At 65.5% G+C, this 17596-nt stretch carries 18 protein-coding genes; 14 read left to right on the forward strand and 4 right to left on the reverse strand.

Annotation, left to right across the window (positions count from 1 at the left end):
* Positions 1-12: 12 nt before the first annotated feature.
* From D7Y61_RS08885 to flgA, 4 genes are all read right to left on the reverse strand, one after another.
* Positions 13-1233: an ATP-binding protein gene (locus D7Y61_RS08885; protein WP_180865956.1), complete on the reverse strand. Its 1221-nt coding sequence runs from the start codon at positions 1231-1233 to the stop codon at positions 13-15.
* 91 nt (positions 1234-1324) lie between these two features.
* Positions 1325-1663: a flagella protein gene (locus tag D7Y61_RS08890; RefSeq protein ID WP_010485882.1), complete on the reverse strand. Its 339-nt coding sequence runs from the start codon at positions 1661-1663 to the stop codon at positions 1325-1327.
* A complete protein-coding gene (gene flgM / locus D7Y61_RS08895) occupies positions 1660-1965 on the reverse strand; it encodes a flagellar biosynthesis anti-sigma factor FlgM (RefSeq protein WP_180865957.1) in 306 nt (101 codons plus the stop codon). Before flgM ends, D7Y61_RS08890 begins: the two co-directional genes overlap by 4 nt.
* A gap of 75 nt (positions 1966-2040) precedes the next feature.
* A complete protein-coding gene (gene flgA, locus D7Y61_RS08900; RefSeq protein ID WP_180865958.1) occupies positions 2041-2697 on the reverse strand; it encodes a flagellar basal body P-ring formation chaperone FlgA in 657 nt (218 codons plus the stop codon).
* 293 nt (positions 2698-2990) lie between these two features.
* On the opposite strand from flgA, the gene D7Y61_RS08905 reads away from it, so the two are divergent.
* From D7Y61_RS08905 to D7Y61_RS08970, 14 genes are all read left to right on the forward strand, one after another.
* Complete coding sequence (locus D7Y61_RS08905; RefSeq protein ID WP_180865959.1) at positions 2991-3935, forward strand: chemotaxis protein; 945 nt, start codon at positions 2991-2993, stop codon at positions 3933-3935.
* A gap of 147 nt (positions 3936-4082) precedes the next feature.
* A complete protein-coding gene (gene flgB, locus D7Y61_RS08910; RefSeq protein ID WP_005409576.1) occupies positions 4083-4478 on the forward strand; it encodes a flagellar basal body rod protein FlgB in 396 nt (131 codons plus the stop codon).
* Between the two features lie 3 nt (positions 4479-4481).
* The gene (flgC, locus tag D7Y61_RS08915; protein WP_033835497.1) at positions 4482-4889 is read left to right on the forward strand and encodes a flagellar basal body rod protein FlgC; all 408 of its coding nucleotides are present in this window, start codon (positions 4482-4484) and stop codon (positions 4887-4889) included.
* 23 nt (positions 4890-4912) lie between these two features.
* Positions 4913-5596, forward strand: coding sequence for a flagellar hook capping FlgD N-terminal domain-containing protein (locus D7Y61_RS08920; RefSeq protein ID WP_180865960.1), 684 nt, complete (start codon positions 4913-4915; stop codon positions 5594-5596).
* 32 nt (positions 5597-5628) lie between these two features.
* Positions 5629-6852, forward strand: coding sequence for a flagellar hook protein FlgE (gene flgE / locus D7Y61_RS08925; protein ID WP_180865961.1), 1224 nt, complete (start codon positions 5629-5631; stop codon positions 6850-6852).
* A 32-nt stretch (positions 6853-6884) separates the two neighbouring features.
* Positions 6885-7634, forward strand: a complete 750-nt coding sequence (locus D7Y61_RS08930; protein WP_180865962.1) for a flagellar basal body rod protein FlgF — start codon at positions 6885-6887, stop codon at positions 7632-7634.
* A gap of 102 nt (positions 7635-7736) precedes the next feature.
* A complete protein-coding gene (gene flgG, locus D7Y61_RS08935) occupies positions 7737-8522 on the forward strand; it encodes a flagellar basal-body rod protein FlgG (RefSeq protein WP_005416457.1) in 786 nt (261 codons plus the stop codon).
* 22 nt (positions 8523-8544) lie between these two features.
* Positions 8545-9237, forward strand: a complete 693-nt coding sequence (gene flgH / locus D7Y61_RS08940; RefSeq protein WP_180865963.1) for a flagellar basal body L-ring protein FlgH — start codon at positions 8545-8547, stop codon at positions 9235-9237.
* A gap of 2 nt (positions 9238-9239) precedes the next feature.
* Positions 9240-10376: a flagellar basal body P-ring protein FlgI gene (locus D7Y61_RS08945; RefSeq protein ID WP_180865964.1), complete on the forward strand. Its 1137-nt coding sequence runs from the start codon at positions 9240-9242 to the stop codon at positions 10374-10376.
* A gap of 1 nt (position 10377) precedes the next feature.
* Positions 10378-11577, forward strand: coding sequence for a flagellar assembly peptidoglycan hydrolase FlgJ (gene flgJ, locus D7Y61_RS08950; RefSeq protein WP_180865965.1), 1200 nt, complete (start codon positions 10378-10380; stop codon positions 11575-11577).
* An 8-nt stretch (positions 11578-11585) separates the two neighbouring features.
* Positions 11586-13466 (forward strand): flagellar hook-associated protein FlgK, encoded by a 1881-nt coding sequence (gene flgK / locus D7Y61_RS08955; protein ID WP_180865966.1) that lies wholly within the window; start codon positions 11586-11588, stop codon positions 13464-13466.
* A complete protein-coding gene (gene flgL / locus D7Y61_RS08960) occupies positions 13463-14665 on the forward strand; it encodes a flagellar hook-associated protein FlgL (protein ID WP_180865967.1) in 1203 nt (400 codons plus the stop codon). The genes flgK and flgL overlap by 4 nt, the downstream gene beginning before the upstream one ends.
* A gap of 396 nt (positions 14666-15061) precedes the next feature.
* Positions 15062-16288: a flagellin gene (locus tag D7Y61_RS08965; RefSeq protein WP_180865968.1), complete on the forward strand. Its 1227-nt coding sequence runs from the start codon at positions 15062-15064 to the stop codon at positions 16286-16288.
* A gap of 72 nt (positions 16289-16360) precedes the next feature.
* The gene (locus D7Y61_RS08970; protein WP_180865969.1) at positions 16361-17578 is read left to right on the forward strand and encodes a flagellin; all 1218 of its coding nucleotides are present in this window, start codon (positions 16361-16363) and stop codon (positions 17576-17578) included.
* Positions 17579-17596: the final 18 nt, after the last annotated feature.

The following is a 17596-nucleotide window of genomic DNA, read 5'->3' on the forward strand; positions in this document are numbered from 1 at the left end:
ACAGAAACGGGGTCAGCGCGGTTGCTTCACCGGCAGCACCACGCGGAAGCGCGAGCCCACGCCCGGGGTGCTGTCCAGGTCGATGCGGCCATGGTGCTTGTTGATGATGCTGTAGGAGATCGACAGCCCCAGGCCGGTGCCGCTGCCGACCGGCTTGGTGGTGAAGAACGGATCGAAGATGCGCTGGCGCAGCTCGGGCGAAATACCACCACCGGTGTCTTCGAATTCAACCCACACCTGGTCACCCTCAACGCCGGTGCGCACGGTGATCGTGCCGCGCTCGGCAATGGCGTGGCCGGCATTGAGCAGCAGGTTCATGTAGACCTGGTTCAACTCCGACGGCAGGCACTCAACCAGCGGCAGCTGGCCGAACTCGCGCACCAGGGTGACCTTGTACTTGAGTTCGTTCCAGATGATGTTGATGGTCGATTCCAGGCCTGCATGCAGGTCGACCAGCTTCCACGATTCATCGCGGCCGGAATACGAGAAGTCCTTCAGGTCGCGCACGATGCGGGTCACCCGTTCGATGCCCTCACGCGATTCAGCCATCAGCTGCGGCAGGTCGCGGCTGATGAAATCAATGTCCAGGCGGTCACGGATATCGTCGATTTCCGGAATCAATGCCTTCGGGTCCGGCGCGCGCAGGGCGCGTTCGTAGGCTTCAATCACGGTGAACAGGCTGCGCAGGTATTCCTGCAGGCTGCCCAGGTTGGAATGCACGTAGCCGATCGGGTTGTTGATCTCGTGCGCCACACCTGCGGCGAGCTGGCCGATCGAGGCCATCTTCTCCGACTGCAGCAGCTTCTCCTGGGTGCCGTTGAGGCGCAGGTACGCCTGGCGCAGCTCGGCGTGACGCTGCTGCAGCTCGCGCTCGTAGTCTTCCTGCCCTTCGATGTGGCGGAACAGTGCCAGGAAATGCCCTTGGCCGACCGGGCCATGGTGATACAGGTGCGCGATGACCACGCCCTCCCCCAACGGCAGGCTGCCGTTCCAGTGGCCATGCTGGCGCGCCTGTTCCAGCGCATCGGGTGGCAGCAGCTCGCGCAGGCGCTGCGGAGGCGGCAAGGCGCCGTCATCACCGCTTGCCAACAGGTTCTGCGCGGCCGGATTGGCCAGGGCCACCTGCCCGTCCTCAGTGAACAGCAGCAACCCCTCGCGCAGGCGCTCAAGCAGGGCCTGCAGCACCGGCTGCGGCGGAAGGGGGGCGGTAACCAGGGCGTTGGCAGCGGACACGGCGACTCGGGGCGTTGGAACAGGCGCCCAATATACGCGGTCATGCGGCGGGCTTCAGCCCGCAGGGAAGGGTTGTGCGACCGCCGTCGCCTCAGGCGACGGCGAGCGGGCGACGCGCAGTGACCGTGTGCGCCTGCCCCTTGGCATCGTAAGCAGAGGCATCCTCGGTCCGGCCGAGCTGGCGCAGTGCCCAGTTGACCTCGCGGCGCCGGCGCGACAGCAGCACGCCGTTGGCGCGGTTGCGTTCGGCCAGTTCCTGCAGCTGCTCCCCCTCCCCGACCGGTGGCGCGCCTTCCAGCGCACGCAGCGCTTCCAGCTTGGCCCCGGTGGCCCGGATCAGGGCATGCACGTCGTGCTCGACCAGGGCCTGGCGTTCAACATCCAGGGCCTGGGCAAGGCGCTGCAGCGGCTCGCTCATCGCCGCGGTCATCCGTGCAGCTGCTGGTCCAGCTCGAGCATGCGCGATGCAATCGCGTCCGGATTGATCTTGTAGGTGCCGTTCTGCAGCGATTCGCGCACGGCAGCCACGCGCTGGGCGTCGATCGCCGGGGCGGTGGTCAGCTCACGCTCGATGGCCTGCAGGTTGGTGGCCTCGCCGGTCAGGCGCAGGCTGTCAGCCGCCTCGACCGGACGCGCCGCCGCATCGGTACTGACACCGGGCTTGGCGGCCGGCGTCGTCACGCTGCGCAGTGCCTGGGGAATCTGCAGGTTGCCGTCGATTTTCTGGCTCATGGGGTGTCCTGGAGTTGCCGTTCACAAGGGATAACGGCCGCAGGGCCGTGATCTTTAGGGATTTCTTGCACTGAATCAACGCGCCACGATTACGTCACCGGCCGCATCCACCACGCCCTGAACGATCCGGCGCGAGGACAGGTTTTCCACCGAGACCCGTTCGTTCTCACCGGCATCGCCCATCGCCCGGCCGGCAATGCGGACCTCGACCGATCCGCGCCGCGACACCAGTGCCACATTGTCTCCTCGCTTGATGAGACGCTGTACCACCAGATCGTTGTTCGACAGCAGCGCCCCGGCCTGCAATGGACGGCGGGCGATGCGGCCGATCGCCGCGTTGGGATCGGCCAGCACCGCGCCGGCAATCCGGGCTGCATCGCGCTGGGCAGTCGTGATATCGGCGGCGGTGAGGGTTTCTCCAGTGCCGATTCCACGGTTGAGAACCAGCACGGCCTGGTTGCGCCTTACCTTTACCGGAACGAACAGACGCCAGCCGCCCGCATCGGGGCAGCTCACCTCCACCGTGGTGTTGGCGGTGGGCTGCACCTGCAGTGCGCCACCACACCTGGGCAGGCGCAGGGCATCGGCCACCTGGGCCTCGCCCTCGCTGCCCGCCGGCAGGGTCGTCAGCGCCGCGGCGCGGATGCTTGCCACGGGCTGCCAGTCCGCAGCGGCCGCCCAGGGCGAGGCCAGGGCCAACGCGATGGACATCAGCGATGTGATCCGGCGCATGGCGCCTCCTTCTCGGTAAGACCTGGCCCGGATGCGTGCAAGGGGCGTGCCAGAGGCAGGGTCTCGGAACAGGAATGTGTAGAGTCGACTGTTAGTCGACTTTCGTGTTAGTCGACTTTCGTGTTGGTCGACTTTCGCGCGAAGCGCGGGATTTCCTGCGATCGGACAAGAGCAGTCGACCACGAAGAGCAGTCGACTGACAGTCGACTCTACATAAAGAGCAGAAGTGGTGCAGAGCACGCGTGTGGCAGACAACCCTCAAGTTCTGCCGTCGCGGCGCCGATACAGCAGCCATGTCCCATGACCTGCTCAACCGGATCGACCAGCGGACCCGCCTGGCCGGCCACAACCGCCTGGCGCTGCTGCTGTTCCGTCTCGGCGGACGTCAGCTTTTTGGCGTCAATGTATTCAAGGTGCAGGAAGTCCTGCGTCGCCCGGAACTGTTCCAGGTGCCCGGGCTGCCCGGCCAGTTCGCCGGCGTGGCAGACGTGCGGGGCCGGTCGGTGCCGGTGCTGGACCTGGGCTTGGCCATCGGCCACCCCGAACGCGAGCCCGATGCGGACACCTCCCCCGGCTATCTGGTCGTCACCGAATTCAACCGCTCGATCCAGGGCTTCCTGGTCAGCGGCGTGGAACGCATCGTCAACATCGCGGTGGAAGATATCCATCCACCACCGGAACTGGGCGCGGAATCGAGCTACCTGACCGCAGTGACCCGCTTCCAGGGCGAGCTGATCCAGGTGATCGACGTGGAAAGCGTGCTGGCCGACATCGCCCAGGTGCGCGGCGAAGCAGTGCTTGACCCGGCCATGGCGATGCCAGCCGATGGCCCGCAGCTGCAGGTGCTGGTGGTGGACGACTCGCGCGTGGCCCGCCAGCAGATCCGCAGCGTGCTGGACCAGCTGGGCGTGGGCGCCACCCTGCTCTCCGACGGCAAGCAGGCGCTGGACCACCTGCTGCAGATCCACGCCTCGGGCGAGAACCCGGCCGATCGCTACGCCATGGTCATCTCGGACATCGAGATGCCGGCCATGGACGGCTATACGCTGACGACGGAAATCCGGCGCCACCCGGGCCTGGCCGGCCTGTACGTGCTGCTGCACACCTCGCTGTCGGGCGTATTCAACAATGCGATGGTCGAGCGCGTGGGCGCCAATGCCTTCGTCGCCAAATACTCGCCCCACGAGCTGGCCGACTTCGTGCTGGACCGCCTGCGCAAGGTGGCGATGGCGGCGTAAGGCCCTGTCCTGTAGAGCCGAGCCCATGCTCGGCTTGTGCGGCGCCTGAACGAAATGCAGCCGAGCATGGCTCGGCTCTACCAAGACGCACTGTGCTTTGGCACACCCCTTGCAGCTTCCCGGGCAACGTTCCCGTGGGAGTGCATCGTGCGCAACCTGATTACCGACTACCTGGGCGTCCATGCCCAAGCCATGCCGTTGCGCGAACAGCGGATGAAGCTGATCGCCAGCAACCTCGGCAATGCCGACACTCCCGGCTACAAGGCCCAGGACCTGGACTTCGATGCCGCCCTGCGCCATGCCCAGGGGCAGGATGCCAATGGCCTGATGGCCACCACCCATGAGCAGCACTACGAAATCAGTAGTGGCCTGAACCCGTTCCAGATCGCGCGCGAAGGCGTGCAGCCCAGCCTGGACGGCAACACCGTCGACCCCGACGCCGAGCGTGCAGCCTATGGCCGTGCCGCGCTCGAGTACCGCGCTTCGCTGAGTTTCGTCGAGAGCAAGGTGCGTTCCATGCTGACCGCGATCACGGGGCAGTAAGCCATGAGCAACCTGCCGATCTTCGATATCGCCGGCTCCGCCCTGCAAGCGCAGTCGGTGCGCATGAGCACCATTGCCTCCAATCTCTCCAACGCCGACACCGTCGCCGGTTCCGCCGACGCCGTGTACAAGCCGCTGGAACCGATCTTCCAGGCTGTGACCAGCAAGAACGATCCGAACATCACCTCGGTGAAGGTGAAGGAGATCACCCAGAGCGATGCGGCGCCGATCAAGCGCTACGAGCCGGGCCACCCGCTGGCCGATGCCGACGGCTACATCTACCAGCCCGACGTCGATCCGGTGGCGCAGATGGTCAACCTGATCTCGACCTCGCGCAATTACCAGGCCGGCGTGGAGATGTTGACCACCGCCAAGGAACTGGCCCTGGCCACCCTGACCATGGGCCGCTGAGGCCCGCAGTACCGGATACCGCCATGACCACCGCCGTCAACAACCAGACCAGCCAGGACGTCTACACCGCACTCGGTCTGAACGCCCCGAACAGCAACGCCACCAAGAAGAAGAACACGCTGGACCAGGCCGACTTCCTGCGCCTGATGACCGAGCAGCTGCAGCACCAGGATCCGCTGAAACCGATGGACAACACGCAGATGGTCGCGCAGATGGCGCAGATGTCCACCGTGCAGGGCATCACCGATCTGAACAAAACGGTGAAGGGCTTCCAGGAGTCGATGGCCAGCGACCAGGTGCTGCGTGGTGCAGCGCTGGTCGGCCACCAGGTGCTGGTGCCTTCGGAGAAGCTGGTACTTGAGAAGGAAGGCAGCGTTGAAGGCACGGTCGCCGCGCCGTCGGCCGGCATCATCACCGTGGACATCACCGATGCCAACGGCGCCAAGGTCACGTCGCTGAGCGTTGAAGCCAAGGCCGCTGGCGAAACCGCCTTCAAGTGGGATGGCAAGGACGCCAACGGCAAGCGCATGGACCCGGGCAAGTACTCGGTCGTTGCCAACCACGTCGACACCACCGGCAAGAGCACCAAGCTGTCCACCTACGTGCAGGCGCCGGTGGAAAGCGTGACCGTCGGTTCCGACGGCCTGTACCTGAACCTCAAGGGCCTGGGCACGGCCCCGATCGACTACGTGCTCCGCGTCAGCTGAGCCGCACATCCCGCATCAACCAGGAGCATCCCATGGGCTTCAATGTCTCGCTGTCCGGCATCAATGCCGCCAACACCGACCTGAGCGTCACCGCCAACAACGTCGCCAACGTCAACACCACCGGCTTCAAGCAGTCGCGCGCCGAATTCGCCGACCTGTTCGCTTCGACCAGCTACGGCCTGTCGAAGAACCAGACGGGTTCGGGTGTGCGCGTCTCCAACGTCGCCCAGCAGTTCATCCAGGGCCACAACGAACAGACCGGCCGCAGCCTGGACATGGCCATTTCCGGTGAAGGCTTCTTCACCATGAACATGAATGGTTCGCGGGTGTACTCACGTGCCGGCAACTTCCAGACCGATCCGTCCGGCTACGTGATCAATCCGCAGGGTGCACGCCTGCAGGTGTTCGCGCCGAACGCCGACGGCACCAACTTCGACGCCGGCCGCCTGGTCGACCTGCAGCTGCTGACCACCGACAGCCCGCCGAAACAGACCAGCGAAGTGAAGGTCGGCTTCACCCTGCCGGCCAACGCCAAGCAGCCCACGGTCACCACCTTCGACCCGACCGACTCCAACAGCTACAACCACTCCAGCGGTGGCATCACCGTGTACGACTCGCTGGGCGTGAGCCACATCCAGGTCTCATACTTCGTGAAGGGTGCCAACCCGAACGAGTGGACCGTACGCAACTACGTGGACGGCCAGCCGGCCGGCACCCCCACTGCGGTCACCTTCGACAACAGCGGCAAGCTGACCAGCCCGGCCAACGGCAAGGTCAGCCTGGGTACCTTCACCCCGACCACCGGTGCCGGCCAGCTGAACATGACGCTGGATATCAGCGGCTCCACCCAGTACGGCGAGAAGTTCGCCCTGCGCAACACCCAGCAGGATGGCTACGCCGCCGGCAAGCTCAACGAGATCACCGTATCGGAAACCGGCGTGGTCTACGCCCGCTATTCCAACGGCGACGACAAGCCGCTGGGCCAGGTTGCATTGACCACCTTCAACAACACCCAGGGCCTGGAATCGAAGGGCAACAACCTGTGGGTGGAGACCTTCGAATCGGGCACGCCTCGTACCGGCATGCCGGACACCTCCAACCTCGGCAAGATCCAGGCCGGCTCGCTGGAAGCGTCCACCGTCGACCTCACCGAGCAGCTGGTCAACATGATCACCGCGCAGCGCAACTTCCAGGCCAACGCGCAGATGATCACCACCCAGGACCAGATCACCCAGACCGTCATCAACATCCGTTGATGAACTGCTGACCCCGTCTCGGAACTTCCCGCATGGATAAAGCCCTTTACGTGGCGATGACCGGCGCCCGCGCCTCCCTGCAGGCGCAGGGTACGCTCAGCCACAACCTCGCCAACTCCGACACCCCCGGCTTCAAGGAAGCGCTGGCCAACACCAAAGCCTTCCCGATCCGGGGCCCGGGCTTTGCCTCGCGGGTGGATGCGCTGCACGTCGACGCCGGCTTCAATCGGCGGCCCGGCGCGCAGCACATCACCGGCAAGCCGCTGGATCTGGCCCTGCAGACCGGCACCTGGCTGGCCGTGCAGTCCACCGATGGCAGCGAGGCGTACACGCGCGGCGCAGCGTTGTCGGTCACGCCGAATGGCCAGCTGGTGACTTCCAGCGGCCGACCGGTGCTGGATGACAACAACAATCCGATCGCCATTCCGCCATACCAGGCGATGGAGATCGGCGCCGACGGCACGATCTCGATCATCCCGCAGGGTGAAGGTCCACAGACGATGGCCCAGGTGGGCAGGATCAAGGTGGTTCAGGCACCGGATGAGCGCCTCGAACGCGGCCTGGATGGCCTGTTCCGCAATACCGACCCGCTGCAGCCATTCGCGCCCGCGCAGGGCACGGCCGTGCACAGCGGCCAGCTGGAGGGCAGCAACGTCGATGCCGCCGGTGCGCTGGTGCAGATGATCCAACTGCAGCGCCAGTACGAAATGCAGGTGCAGGTGATCAAGCACGGCGACGACAACGCGCGCAGCGCCAACAGCCTGCTGCGCCTGGGCAGCTGACGGAATTCCGGCGCCGTTTGAATGCGGCGCTGGCACACCGCTTGCACACCCGAAGACAAGGGCCGCACCGCGCGGCCGGCTCCACCAGACAGGACACCGAAGATGAATCAGGCATTGTGGATCGCGAAAACCGGACTGGATGCGCAGCAGATGCGCATGTCGGTGGTTTCCAACAACCTCGCCAACACCAACACCACCGGCTTCAAGCAGGACCGTGCCAGCTTCGAGGACCTGCTGTACCAGCAGGTGCGCCAGCCCGGCGGTTCCTCGTCGGCACAGACGCAGCTGCCCACCGGCCTGCAGCTGGGTACCGGCGTGCGCGTGGTCGCCACCGCCAAGAATTTCGAACAGGGCGGCCAGCAGCAGACCGGGCGCGCGCTGGACGTGATGGTCAACGGCCGCGGCTTCTTCGAAGTTCAGATGCCCGACGGCAGCTCGGCCTACACCCGTGACGGCTCGTTCAAGATCAACCAGGACAGCGAGCTGGTCACCAACAGCGGCTATCCGGTGCAGCCCGGCATCCAGATTCCCGAGGGCGCACAGTCGGTGACCATCGGCAGCGACGGCACCATCAGCGTGAAGATGGCCGACAACGCGGCGTCGGTGGAAGTGGGTGCGTTGACCCTGACCGACTTCGTCAATCCGGCCGGCCTGCAGGCCCGCGGCGAGAACCTGTTCCTGGAGACCACCGCGTCCGGTCCGGCACAGAACGGCAATCCCGGCCTGAATGGCCTTGGCACCGTGGTGCAGGGCGCGCTGGAAGGCAGCAACGTCAACGTAGTGGAAGAGCTGGTGTCGATGATCGAAACCCAGCGCGCCTACGAAATGAACGCCAAGGCGATCTCCACCACCGACTCGATGCTCGGCTACCTCAACAACAAGATCTGACCGGCCCAACCGGGATACCGCCATGTCGTCCATTTCCAACTTCGCCCGCACTGCCCTCGCCTGTGCCGTGGCCGCCCTGCTCGGTGGCTGCGTGATCGCCGGCGACGTGCGCCCCTACCCGACCATGGCGCCGATCCAGCCGATCATGCCGCCGCAGGCCCAGCCGACCGCGGGTGCGATCTACGCCGCCGGCCCCACCCTGCAGTTGTACTCGGATCGCCGCGCACGCGATGTTGGCGACCTGCTGACCATCACCCTGCTGGAAAACACCACGGCGCAGACCAGTGCCAACACCGCGACCAACAAGGAGTCGAACCTGAGCCTTGGCACGCCGTCGATCTTCGGTGCGCCGGTCACCCTGGGTGGCAAGGACATCCTCAGCGCCAGCGCCAAGGGCGCGCGTGACTTCACCGGCAAGGGCAACAGCGCGCAGAGCAACCGCCTGCAGGGCAGCGTGACCGTGACCGTGGTGCAGCGCCTGCCCAACGGCAACCTGGTCGTGCAGGGCCAGAAGAACCTGCGGCTGAACCAGGGCGATGAACTGGTGCAGGTGCAGGGCATCGTGCGCCCCGGCGACATCAGCCAGGACAACACCATTCCCTCCAGCCGCGTGGCCGAGGCCCGCATCGTCTACGGCGGCCGCGGCCCGGTCGCGCAGTCCAACGCGATGGGCTGGCTGAGTCGCTTCTTCAACTCCGGCCTGACGCCGTTCTGAGTATGGCCATGAAACTCTTCTTCTCTTCTTCCTGGCAGGGACGCGCGACGTCGTTCGTCGCATTGATGCTGCTGATCGTGGCAGCCCCGGCCAGCGCCGAGCGCATCAAGGACCTGGCCCAGGTGGGCGGCGTGCGCGGCAATGCGCTGGTCGGCTACGGCCTGGTGGTCGGGCTGGATGGCAGCGGTGACCGCACCAGCCAGGCGCCCTTCACCGTGCAGAGCCTGAAGAACCTGCTGGGCGAGCTGGGTGTCAATGTGCCGCCGAACGTCAACCCGCAGTTGAAGAACGTGGCCGCCGTGGCGATCCATGCCGAGCTGCCGCCGTTTGCGAAGCCGGGCCAGCCGATCGACATCACCGTGTCGTCGATCGGCAACGCGGTCTCGCTGCGTGGCGGTTCATTGCTGATGGCGCCGCTGCGGGGTGCCGACGGCCAGATCTACGCCATCGCCCAGGGCAACCTCATCGTCGGCGGCTTCGGCGCGCAGGGCAAGGATGGCTCGCGGGTCTCGGTAAACGTGCCGAGCGTGGGCCGCATTCCCAACGGTGCAACGGTTGAACGCGCCCTGCCCGATCCGCTGGCCAATGGCGGCGAGATCACCCTGAACCTGCACAACAACGACTTCACCACGGTCTCGCGCATGGTTTCCGCGCTCAACAATGCGTTCGGCGAAGGTGCCGCACGCGCGGTCGACGGTGTGACCGTGGCGGTGACCGCCCCGACCGATCCGGGCGCACGCATCGGCCTGCTGGCGCGCATCGAGAATCTGGAATTGACCCCGGGCAGCGCACCGGCCAAGGTCGTGGTCAATTCGCGTACCGGCACCGTGGTCATCGGCCAGCAGGTGCGGGTCGGCCCTGCCGCGATCTCGCACGGTTCGCTGACGGTGACGATCCAGGAAAACACCAACGTCAGCCAGCCCAACGCGCTGTCTGGCGGCCGTACTGTGGCCAGCCCGCAGTCGACCATCACCGCCACCAATGACGGCAGCCGCATGTTCAAGTTCAGCGGCGGCACCACCCTGGACGAGATCGTGCACGCGGTGAACGCGGTAGGCGCGGCGCCGGGCGATCTCATTGCCATTCTGGAAGCCCTGAAGCAGGCCGGCGCTCTGAGTGCCGAGCTCGAGGTGATCTGACATGCGCATCACTCCCGCATTCGATCTGCACCCGGCGCAACAGAACGATCCGGCCAGGATCGACAAGGTCGCGCGACAACTGGAAGGCCAGTTCGCACAGATGCTGGTCAAGAGCATGCGCGACGCCAGCTTCGGCGACTCGCTGTTCCCCGGCGAGAACAAGATGTTCCGCGACATGTACGACCAGAAGATCGCCGAGGCGATGACCCGCGGCAAGGGCCTGGGCCTGTCCGGCATGATCAGCCGCCAGCTGTCCGGCCATGCCGCCGATGGCCCGGCGTTGGATACCCGCGTGGACCCGGCCAAGGCCAGCCGTGCTTACCAGCTCAACGCGCCGGCCAGGCCGGCACCATCACTGCCGTTGGAAGACGGCAGCCAGGCCGTGCGCCTGCTGCAGCAGATGGCGGCCGGCGCCCCGTCGGGCGCACAGGCCGCGGTCGCGCCGATGGAGCAGGCCCTGGACCTGATCGCCGGCCGCGAGAGCAGCAGCATGCATCGCTCGCTGGGTACCGAGGATCCGTACATCGGCAATCTACAGGGCGAGGACTGGGCCGCCGGCAGCGATCAGTGGTCGGCAACCGCCAGCAATCGCGGCACTGCGATCAGCCCGGCCGACGCAATGGCTACCCGTACCGCTGTCGCCCGGCTCGGCGAGCACACCCCGGAAGGTTTCGTTGCCAGCATCTGGCAGCACGCGCAGAGCGCGGCCAAGGAGCTGGGCGTGGACGCCCGTGCCCTGGTCGCCCAGGCCGCGCTGGAGACCGGCTGGGGCAAGCGTCACATCAAGCATGCCGATGGCAGCACCTCGCACAACCTGTTCGGCATCAAGGCCAATGGCTGGAACGGCCAGCGCGCCACGGTCGGCACCCATGAGTATGTCGATGGCGTGCGCCGCAACGAGACCGCCAGCTTCCGTGCCTACAGTTCACCGGCCGAAAGCTTCGCCGACTACGTGCGCCTGCTGAAGACCAGCCCGCGCTACCAGCAGGCCCTGCAGGCCGGCACCGATGTCCAGGGCTTCGCCCGCGGCCTGCAGCGCGCCGGGTATGCCACTGACCCGCGCTACGCAGCCAAGATCGCCGCGATCGCCGGCGGACCGACCATCGAGCGCGCCGTCAACGCCGTCGCCGACGCCGGCTCGCGCATTGGCCAGACCTTCGCCAGCACCGCAACCGCGGCGCTGGGTATCACCCGTCGTTGAGGAACCCCATGTCCAGCGTACTTTCCACCGGTACCGGTGCCCTGCTCGCCTTCCAGCGTGCGTTGGCGACCACCAGCCACAACGTGGCCAACCTCAATACCCCGGGCTACAGCCGGCAGAAGGTCAACTTCGCCACGGCTGATCCCCAGAACTACGGCTACGGCACGGTCGGCAACGGTACGCGCATCACCGATATCCGCCGCACCGCCGACCAGCTGGCGATCTCGCGCCTGCTCGACAGCAGCGGTGAACTGGCGCGGCTCAAGCAGCTTTCGGGCATGGCCGACCGGGTCAACGCGCTGTTCTCCGATGCCGCCACCAACGTAGCCGGTGTGTGGTCGAACTTCTTCGACTCAGTCAGCGGCTTGTCCTCCAACGCCTCCGGCACCGCCGATCGCCAGAACATGCTCGATGGCGGCAAGGCCCTGGCCAACCGTTTCGTGCAGCTCAACACGCACCTGAACAATCTCAACAGCGAGGTCAACAACGGCCTGCTGGCCGGCGCCACCGAGGTCAATCGACTGGCGCAGGAGATCGCGCAGATCAACGGCGCGATCGGCACCAACATCGCCACCGCCGCGCCCGACCTGCTCGATCGCCGTGACCAGCTGATCACCCAGCTGATCGGCTACACCGGTGGCACGGCGGTGATCCAGGACGGCGGCATCATGAATGTCTACACCGCCGGCGGCAACGCGCTGGTGGTGGGTACCACGGCGACCAAGGTCACCACCGTGGCCGACCCGTACCAGCCCGAGCGCCTGCAGCTGGCGCTGGAGACCCAGGGCAACACGATCCGGCTTGACGCAAAGGCGGTCGGTGGCCAGATCGGTGGCCTGCTGGAGTTCCGCGACACCGTGCTGACCCCGGCCCAGGCCGAACTGGGCAAGCTCGCCGTGGGCCTGGCCGAAACGTTCAACCAGGCCCATCACCAGGGCGTGGACATGTATGGCCAGCTGGGTGGCGACTTCTTCAACATCGGCAACCCGCGCGTCACCGCCAACAACGCCAATACCGGCAGCGCCAGCCTGAGCGCCACCTATGGCGACCTCGGCAAGCTGGACGCGCAGAACGTGGTGCTGCAGTTCGATGGCACCAACTGGAAGGCCAGCCGTGCCGACACCGGCGCCAGTGTCCCGCTGACCGGCACCGGCACCGCTGCCGACCCCCTGGTGATCAACGGCGTCAAAATGGTGGTCGGCGGCACCCCGGCCGCCAATGATCGGTTCCTGCTGCAGCCCACCGCAGGCGTGGCCGGCAGCATGGAAGTAGCGATCACCGATCCTTCGCGCATCGCCGCAGCCGCTGCGGTGAAGGGCGCGGCCGCGACCTCCAATACCGGTACCGGCAAGCTGAGCGGGGTCACCGTCAGCGATTCAACCAACGCCAACCTGCGTAATCCGGCCGCGATCGTGTTCACCTCGGCCACCACATACACCATCGACGGTGGCCCGCCGCAGACCTACACCCCCGGCCAGACCATCAGCGCCAATGGCTGGAGCTTCGTGCTGGACGGTGCGCCGAAGGTCGGCGACACCTTCAACATCACCCCGACACCCGCCGGTTCCTCGGACAACAGCAATGCCGCCAAGCTGGCCAAGGTCGAGAGCGCTAAAGCGTTCAACGCCGGTACCGTGACCCTGAACGGCGCGCTGGGTGGCCTCACCACCCAGGTGGGCGCTGCGGCCCGTTCGGCCGAGTACTCGCTGGATGCGCAGTTGGTGATCAATGACAAGGCGCAGGAAGCGCGCGACGAAGTGTCCGGCGTCAACCTGGACGAGGAGGCCGCCGACATGCTGCGTCTGCAACAGGCCTACCAGGTGGCTTCGCAGCTGATCTCCACCGCCGACAGCATGTTCCAGACCATCCTGGGAGCCGTCCGCCGATGAGCAGCCGCATCTCCACCAGCATGATGTACAACCAGTCGGTGTCGCTGATGATGGCCAAGCAGGCCAAGCTGAGCCACCTGGAGCAGCAGATCGCCACCGGCAGCAAGATCGTCAGCGCCAAGGACGATCCCGTCGGTGCCGGCGCCGCGGTCGGCCTTGACCGCAGCCTGGCGGCGCTTGAACGCATGAAGCTCAACGCAGGCAACGTGCAGAACCGGCTGGGCGTGCAGGAAAACACCCTGGCCCAGGTCAATGACCTCATGGGCCGGGTCAACGACCTGACCATCCAAGCCAGCAACCCCGCGTTGAGTGCGGCCGACAAGAAGACGCTGATCACTGAGCTGAACCAGATCCGCGACGGACTGCTGTCGCTGGCCAATGCCGAGGACGGCACTGGCCGCTATGTGTTCGGCGGTACGAACGATGGAGATCCGCCGTTCGCCAAGATCAACGGCAAGGTGGTCTACCGGGGTGACCAGACCCAGCGCCAGATCGAGGTTGGTCCCGACACCTATGTCCGCGATGCCCTGCCCGGCAGCGAGATCTTCATGCGCATCCCCACCGGCGATGGCTTCGTCGATGGCGGCGCCGCCGCCGGCAACACCGGCAACGGCGTGCTGACCAACATCACCCGCGATGGCAGCGACAGCTGGAACGGTCAGAGCTTCAGTGTCCGCTTTACCGCCGCCAACCAGTATGAAGTGCTGGACGGTGCCGGCAATGTGACCGGCACCGGCACCTACAAGGCCGGTGACGATCTGGAAGTGAACGGCGTACGCCTGCAGATCACTGGTGCGCCCGCCGCAGGCGACAGCTTCAACGTGAAGCCGGCGAGCAGCCGCGACATCTTCGACACCATGGACAAGCTGATCACTGCGCTTGACGCCGACACTGGCACCACCGCGAAGATGAGCGCACAGCAGAACGAACTGCAGAGCGCGTTGCGCGATGTGGCACGGGCGTCGGAGCGGATGATCGACTCACGTGCGGCAGGCGGTGCGCAGCTGAAAGCCCTGGACAATGCCGCCGACATGCGAGAGGCCAACAGCGTGACCCTGAAGACCACGCTGTCGCAGATGCGCGACCTGGACTATGCCGATGCGCTGAGCCAGTACCAGCTGCAGAGCACCGCACTGCAGGCGGCGCAGACGATCTTCTCGCAGATGCAGTCGATGTCGTTGTTCAACAAGATCGGCTGACAGCTCTCCCACCTCAGTCCTGAAAGGCCGCGATGCACTGCATCGCGGCCTTTTTCGTTTCTGCGGTCCATTGCCAAGGCGCGCGCCAGGCGGGCTCCCAGGGATTTCCCGTGATTGCCCATCAAGCCCGGCTGGCCCCCGCCGATACCTTCATCAGCGCCGGTTGGGCATGCCCGACCGCCCCCCTCCGGAGTCGCCTTCACGCCCTTCCCGGGCTGAAAACCCCGGAAAAACAGCTTCCGGCAACGAATTGCAGCTTCAACGGAATTCACGGCTAAAGGTTGTTGACAAAGCGCCGTTATTCATTTGGCAACAGCGAAGCACACAGCCACACAAAAAAACAGGCGGCGCTTCGTTTCATTCACCAACGGGTTCCATATAAGAGGAGACGACCCCATGGCACAGGTAATCAACACCAATACGATGTCGCTCAACGCTCAGCGCAACCTGAGCACCAGCGGCAACTCGCTGGCCACCACCATCCAGCGCCTCTCGTCCGGTCTGCGCATCAACAGCGCGAAGGACGACGCCGCCGGCCTGGCGATCTCGGAGCGCTTCAGCACCCAGATCCGCGGCCTGGACGTGGCCATCCGCAATGCCAACGACGGCATCTCGCTGGCCCAGGTCGCCGAAGGCTCGCTGAGCGAAGTCGGCAACAACCTGCAGCGCATCCGCGAACTGGCCGTGCAGGCCTCCAATGCCACCAATTCCAGCAGCGACCGCAAGGCCCTGCAGGCCGAAGTGACCCAGCTGATCTCCGAAGTGGACCGCGTCGCCAAGCAGAGCGACTTCAACGGCACCAAGCTGCTGGACGGTTCCTTCACCAGCCAGCTGTTCCAGGTGGGCGCCAATGCCGGCCAGGCCATTGCCATCAACAGCGTGGTCGATGCCAAGGCAGACACACTGGGCGCGGCAACCTTTGCCAACGTCTACAACACCCAGGCCATCGGGGCCGACAAGGCCACGGCCGATACGACCTTCTCCGGCCTGCAGATCGACATCACCCCGCCCGGCGCGGCTGCCGCCACCACGATCAAGGTTCCCGACTTCACCGTGAAGGCAGGCGAATCCATCACCGCCGCCACGGCTGCTGCAGTCAACAGCCGCCTGGGTGAAACCGGCGTAATGGCGAAGCTGGACGCCGGCAAGCTCTCGCTGCACTCGGCGGCGGCTGGCCAGACCTTTGCCCTGTCGGTCAGCGCCACCCCGACCACCGGCGCAACTACAGTGGACGCGAACTTTGCCAACATCGGCCTTCAGCAGGTTGCAGCCGGCACAGGTGGCACGCTGACCGGCGCAACCGCACGCCACGTCGAAGACCTCAATGTGAGCACCGTTGAGGGTGCCCAGCAGGCGCTGTCGATCGTCGATAAGGCTCTTGAGTCGGTCAATAGCGTCCGCGCCGACCTCGGCGCGATCCAGAACCGCTTCACCTCGGTAGTGGCCAACCTGCAGACCTCCTCGGAGAACCTGTCCGCCTCGCGCAGCCGCATCCGCGATACCGACTTCGCCAAGGAAACCGCCGAACTGACCCGCACCCAGATCCTGCAGCAGGCCGGTACGGCCATGCTGGCCCAGGCCAACCAGGTACCGCAGAACGTGCTCAGCCTGTTGCAGCGCTGACATGAGCCGCCCCCGGGGCACGTCGGGGGCGTCTAACCCAACTCACGTGCAACCGCTCAAGGACCTCTCCTCATGGCACAAGTCATCAACACCAACACGATGTCGTTGAATGCTCAGCGTAACCTGAGCACCAGCGGCAGCTCGCTGGCCACCACCATCCAGCGCCTGTCCTCCGGTTCGCGCATCAACAGCGCCAAGGACGACGCCGCCGGCCTGGCGATCTCCGAGCGCTTCGGCACCCAGATCCGCGGTACCGACGTCGCCATCCGCAATGCCAACGACGGCATTTCGCTGGCCCAGGTCGCCGAAGGTTCGCTGACCGAGATCGGCAACAACCTGCAGCGTATCCGTGAGCTGTCGGTGCAGTCGTCCAATGCCACCAACTCCGCCAGTGACCGCAAGGCCCTGCAGGCCGAAGTGACCCAGCTGGTCAGCGAAATCGACCGCGTTGCCAAGCAGTCCGAATTCAACGGCACCAAGCTGCTGGACGGCTCGTTCTCCAGCCAGCTGTTCCAGGTGGGCGCCAACGCGGGCCAGGCCATCGCCATCGACAAGGTGGTGAATGCAAAGGCAGATTCCATTGGCGGCTCATCGTTTGCATCCAACGGCACTCTGACCATCAGCAACACCCCTGCTGATCTGACGAGTGGCAAGATCAGCGGTGTTAAGGTTGGAGCCGTCAGCTTGGGTGATATTTCTTTCGAACAAGGTTCCGGCGCTACGGCAGCAGAAGCTGAAGCAGCCACCCGTCAGAACGCACTGACCGCTACGGTTGCTGCGCTCAACGCCAAGATTGGCGAAACCGGTGTTCACGCAGCTCAGACGGTGGCAGCTGACGGCACTCTGACCGCCGGCTCGATTACTCTTACCTCTGTCAAGGCCGACCTTGACACCGCAGGGGTCGCCGCAGTAGCCGTTACAGGCGCAACTGGAGTAGCTATTGGCGCGCAGATTGGCGCCGGCACTGCAACATCCTCGCACCTGCAGGACCTCGATATCACGACTGTCGCCGGTGCACAGCGCGCCTTGGAAATTGTTGATAACGGCCTGAACTCAATCAACAGCACCCGCGCTGACCTCGGTGCCATCCAGAACCGCTTCACCTCGGTCGTCGCCAACCTGCAGACCTCGACGGAAAACCTGTCGGCCTCGCGTAGCCGCATCAAGGATACCGATTTCGCCAAGGAAACCGCCGAGCTGACCCGCACCCAGATCCTGCAGCAGGCCGGTACGGCCATGCTGGCCCAGGCCAACCAGGTACCGCAGGGCGTGCTCAGCCTGCTGCGCTGATCCGTCCATTGATCGACC

This window comes from Stenotrophomonas maltophilia, assembly GCF_013464485.1.
Taxonomy (GTDB): Bacteria; Pseudomonadota; Gammaproteobacteria; order Xanthomonadales; family Xanthomonadaceae; genus Stenotrophomonas; species Stenotrophomonas maltophilia_AW.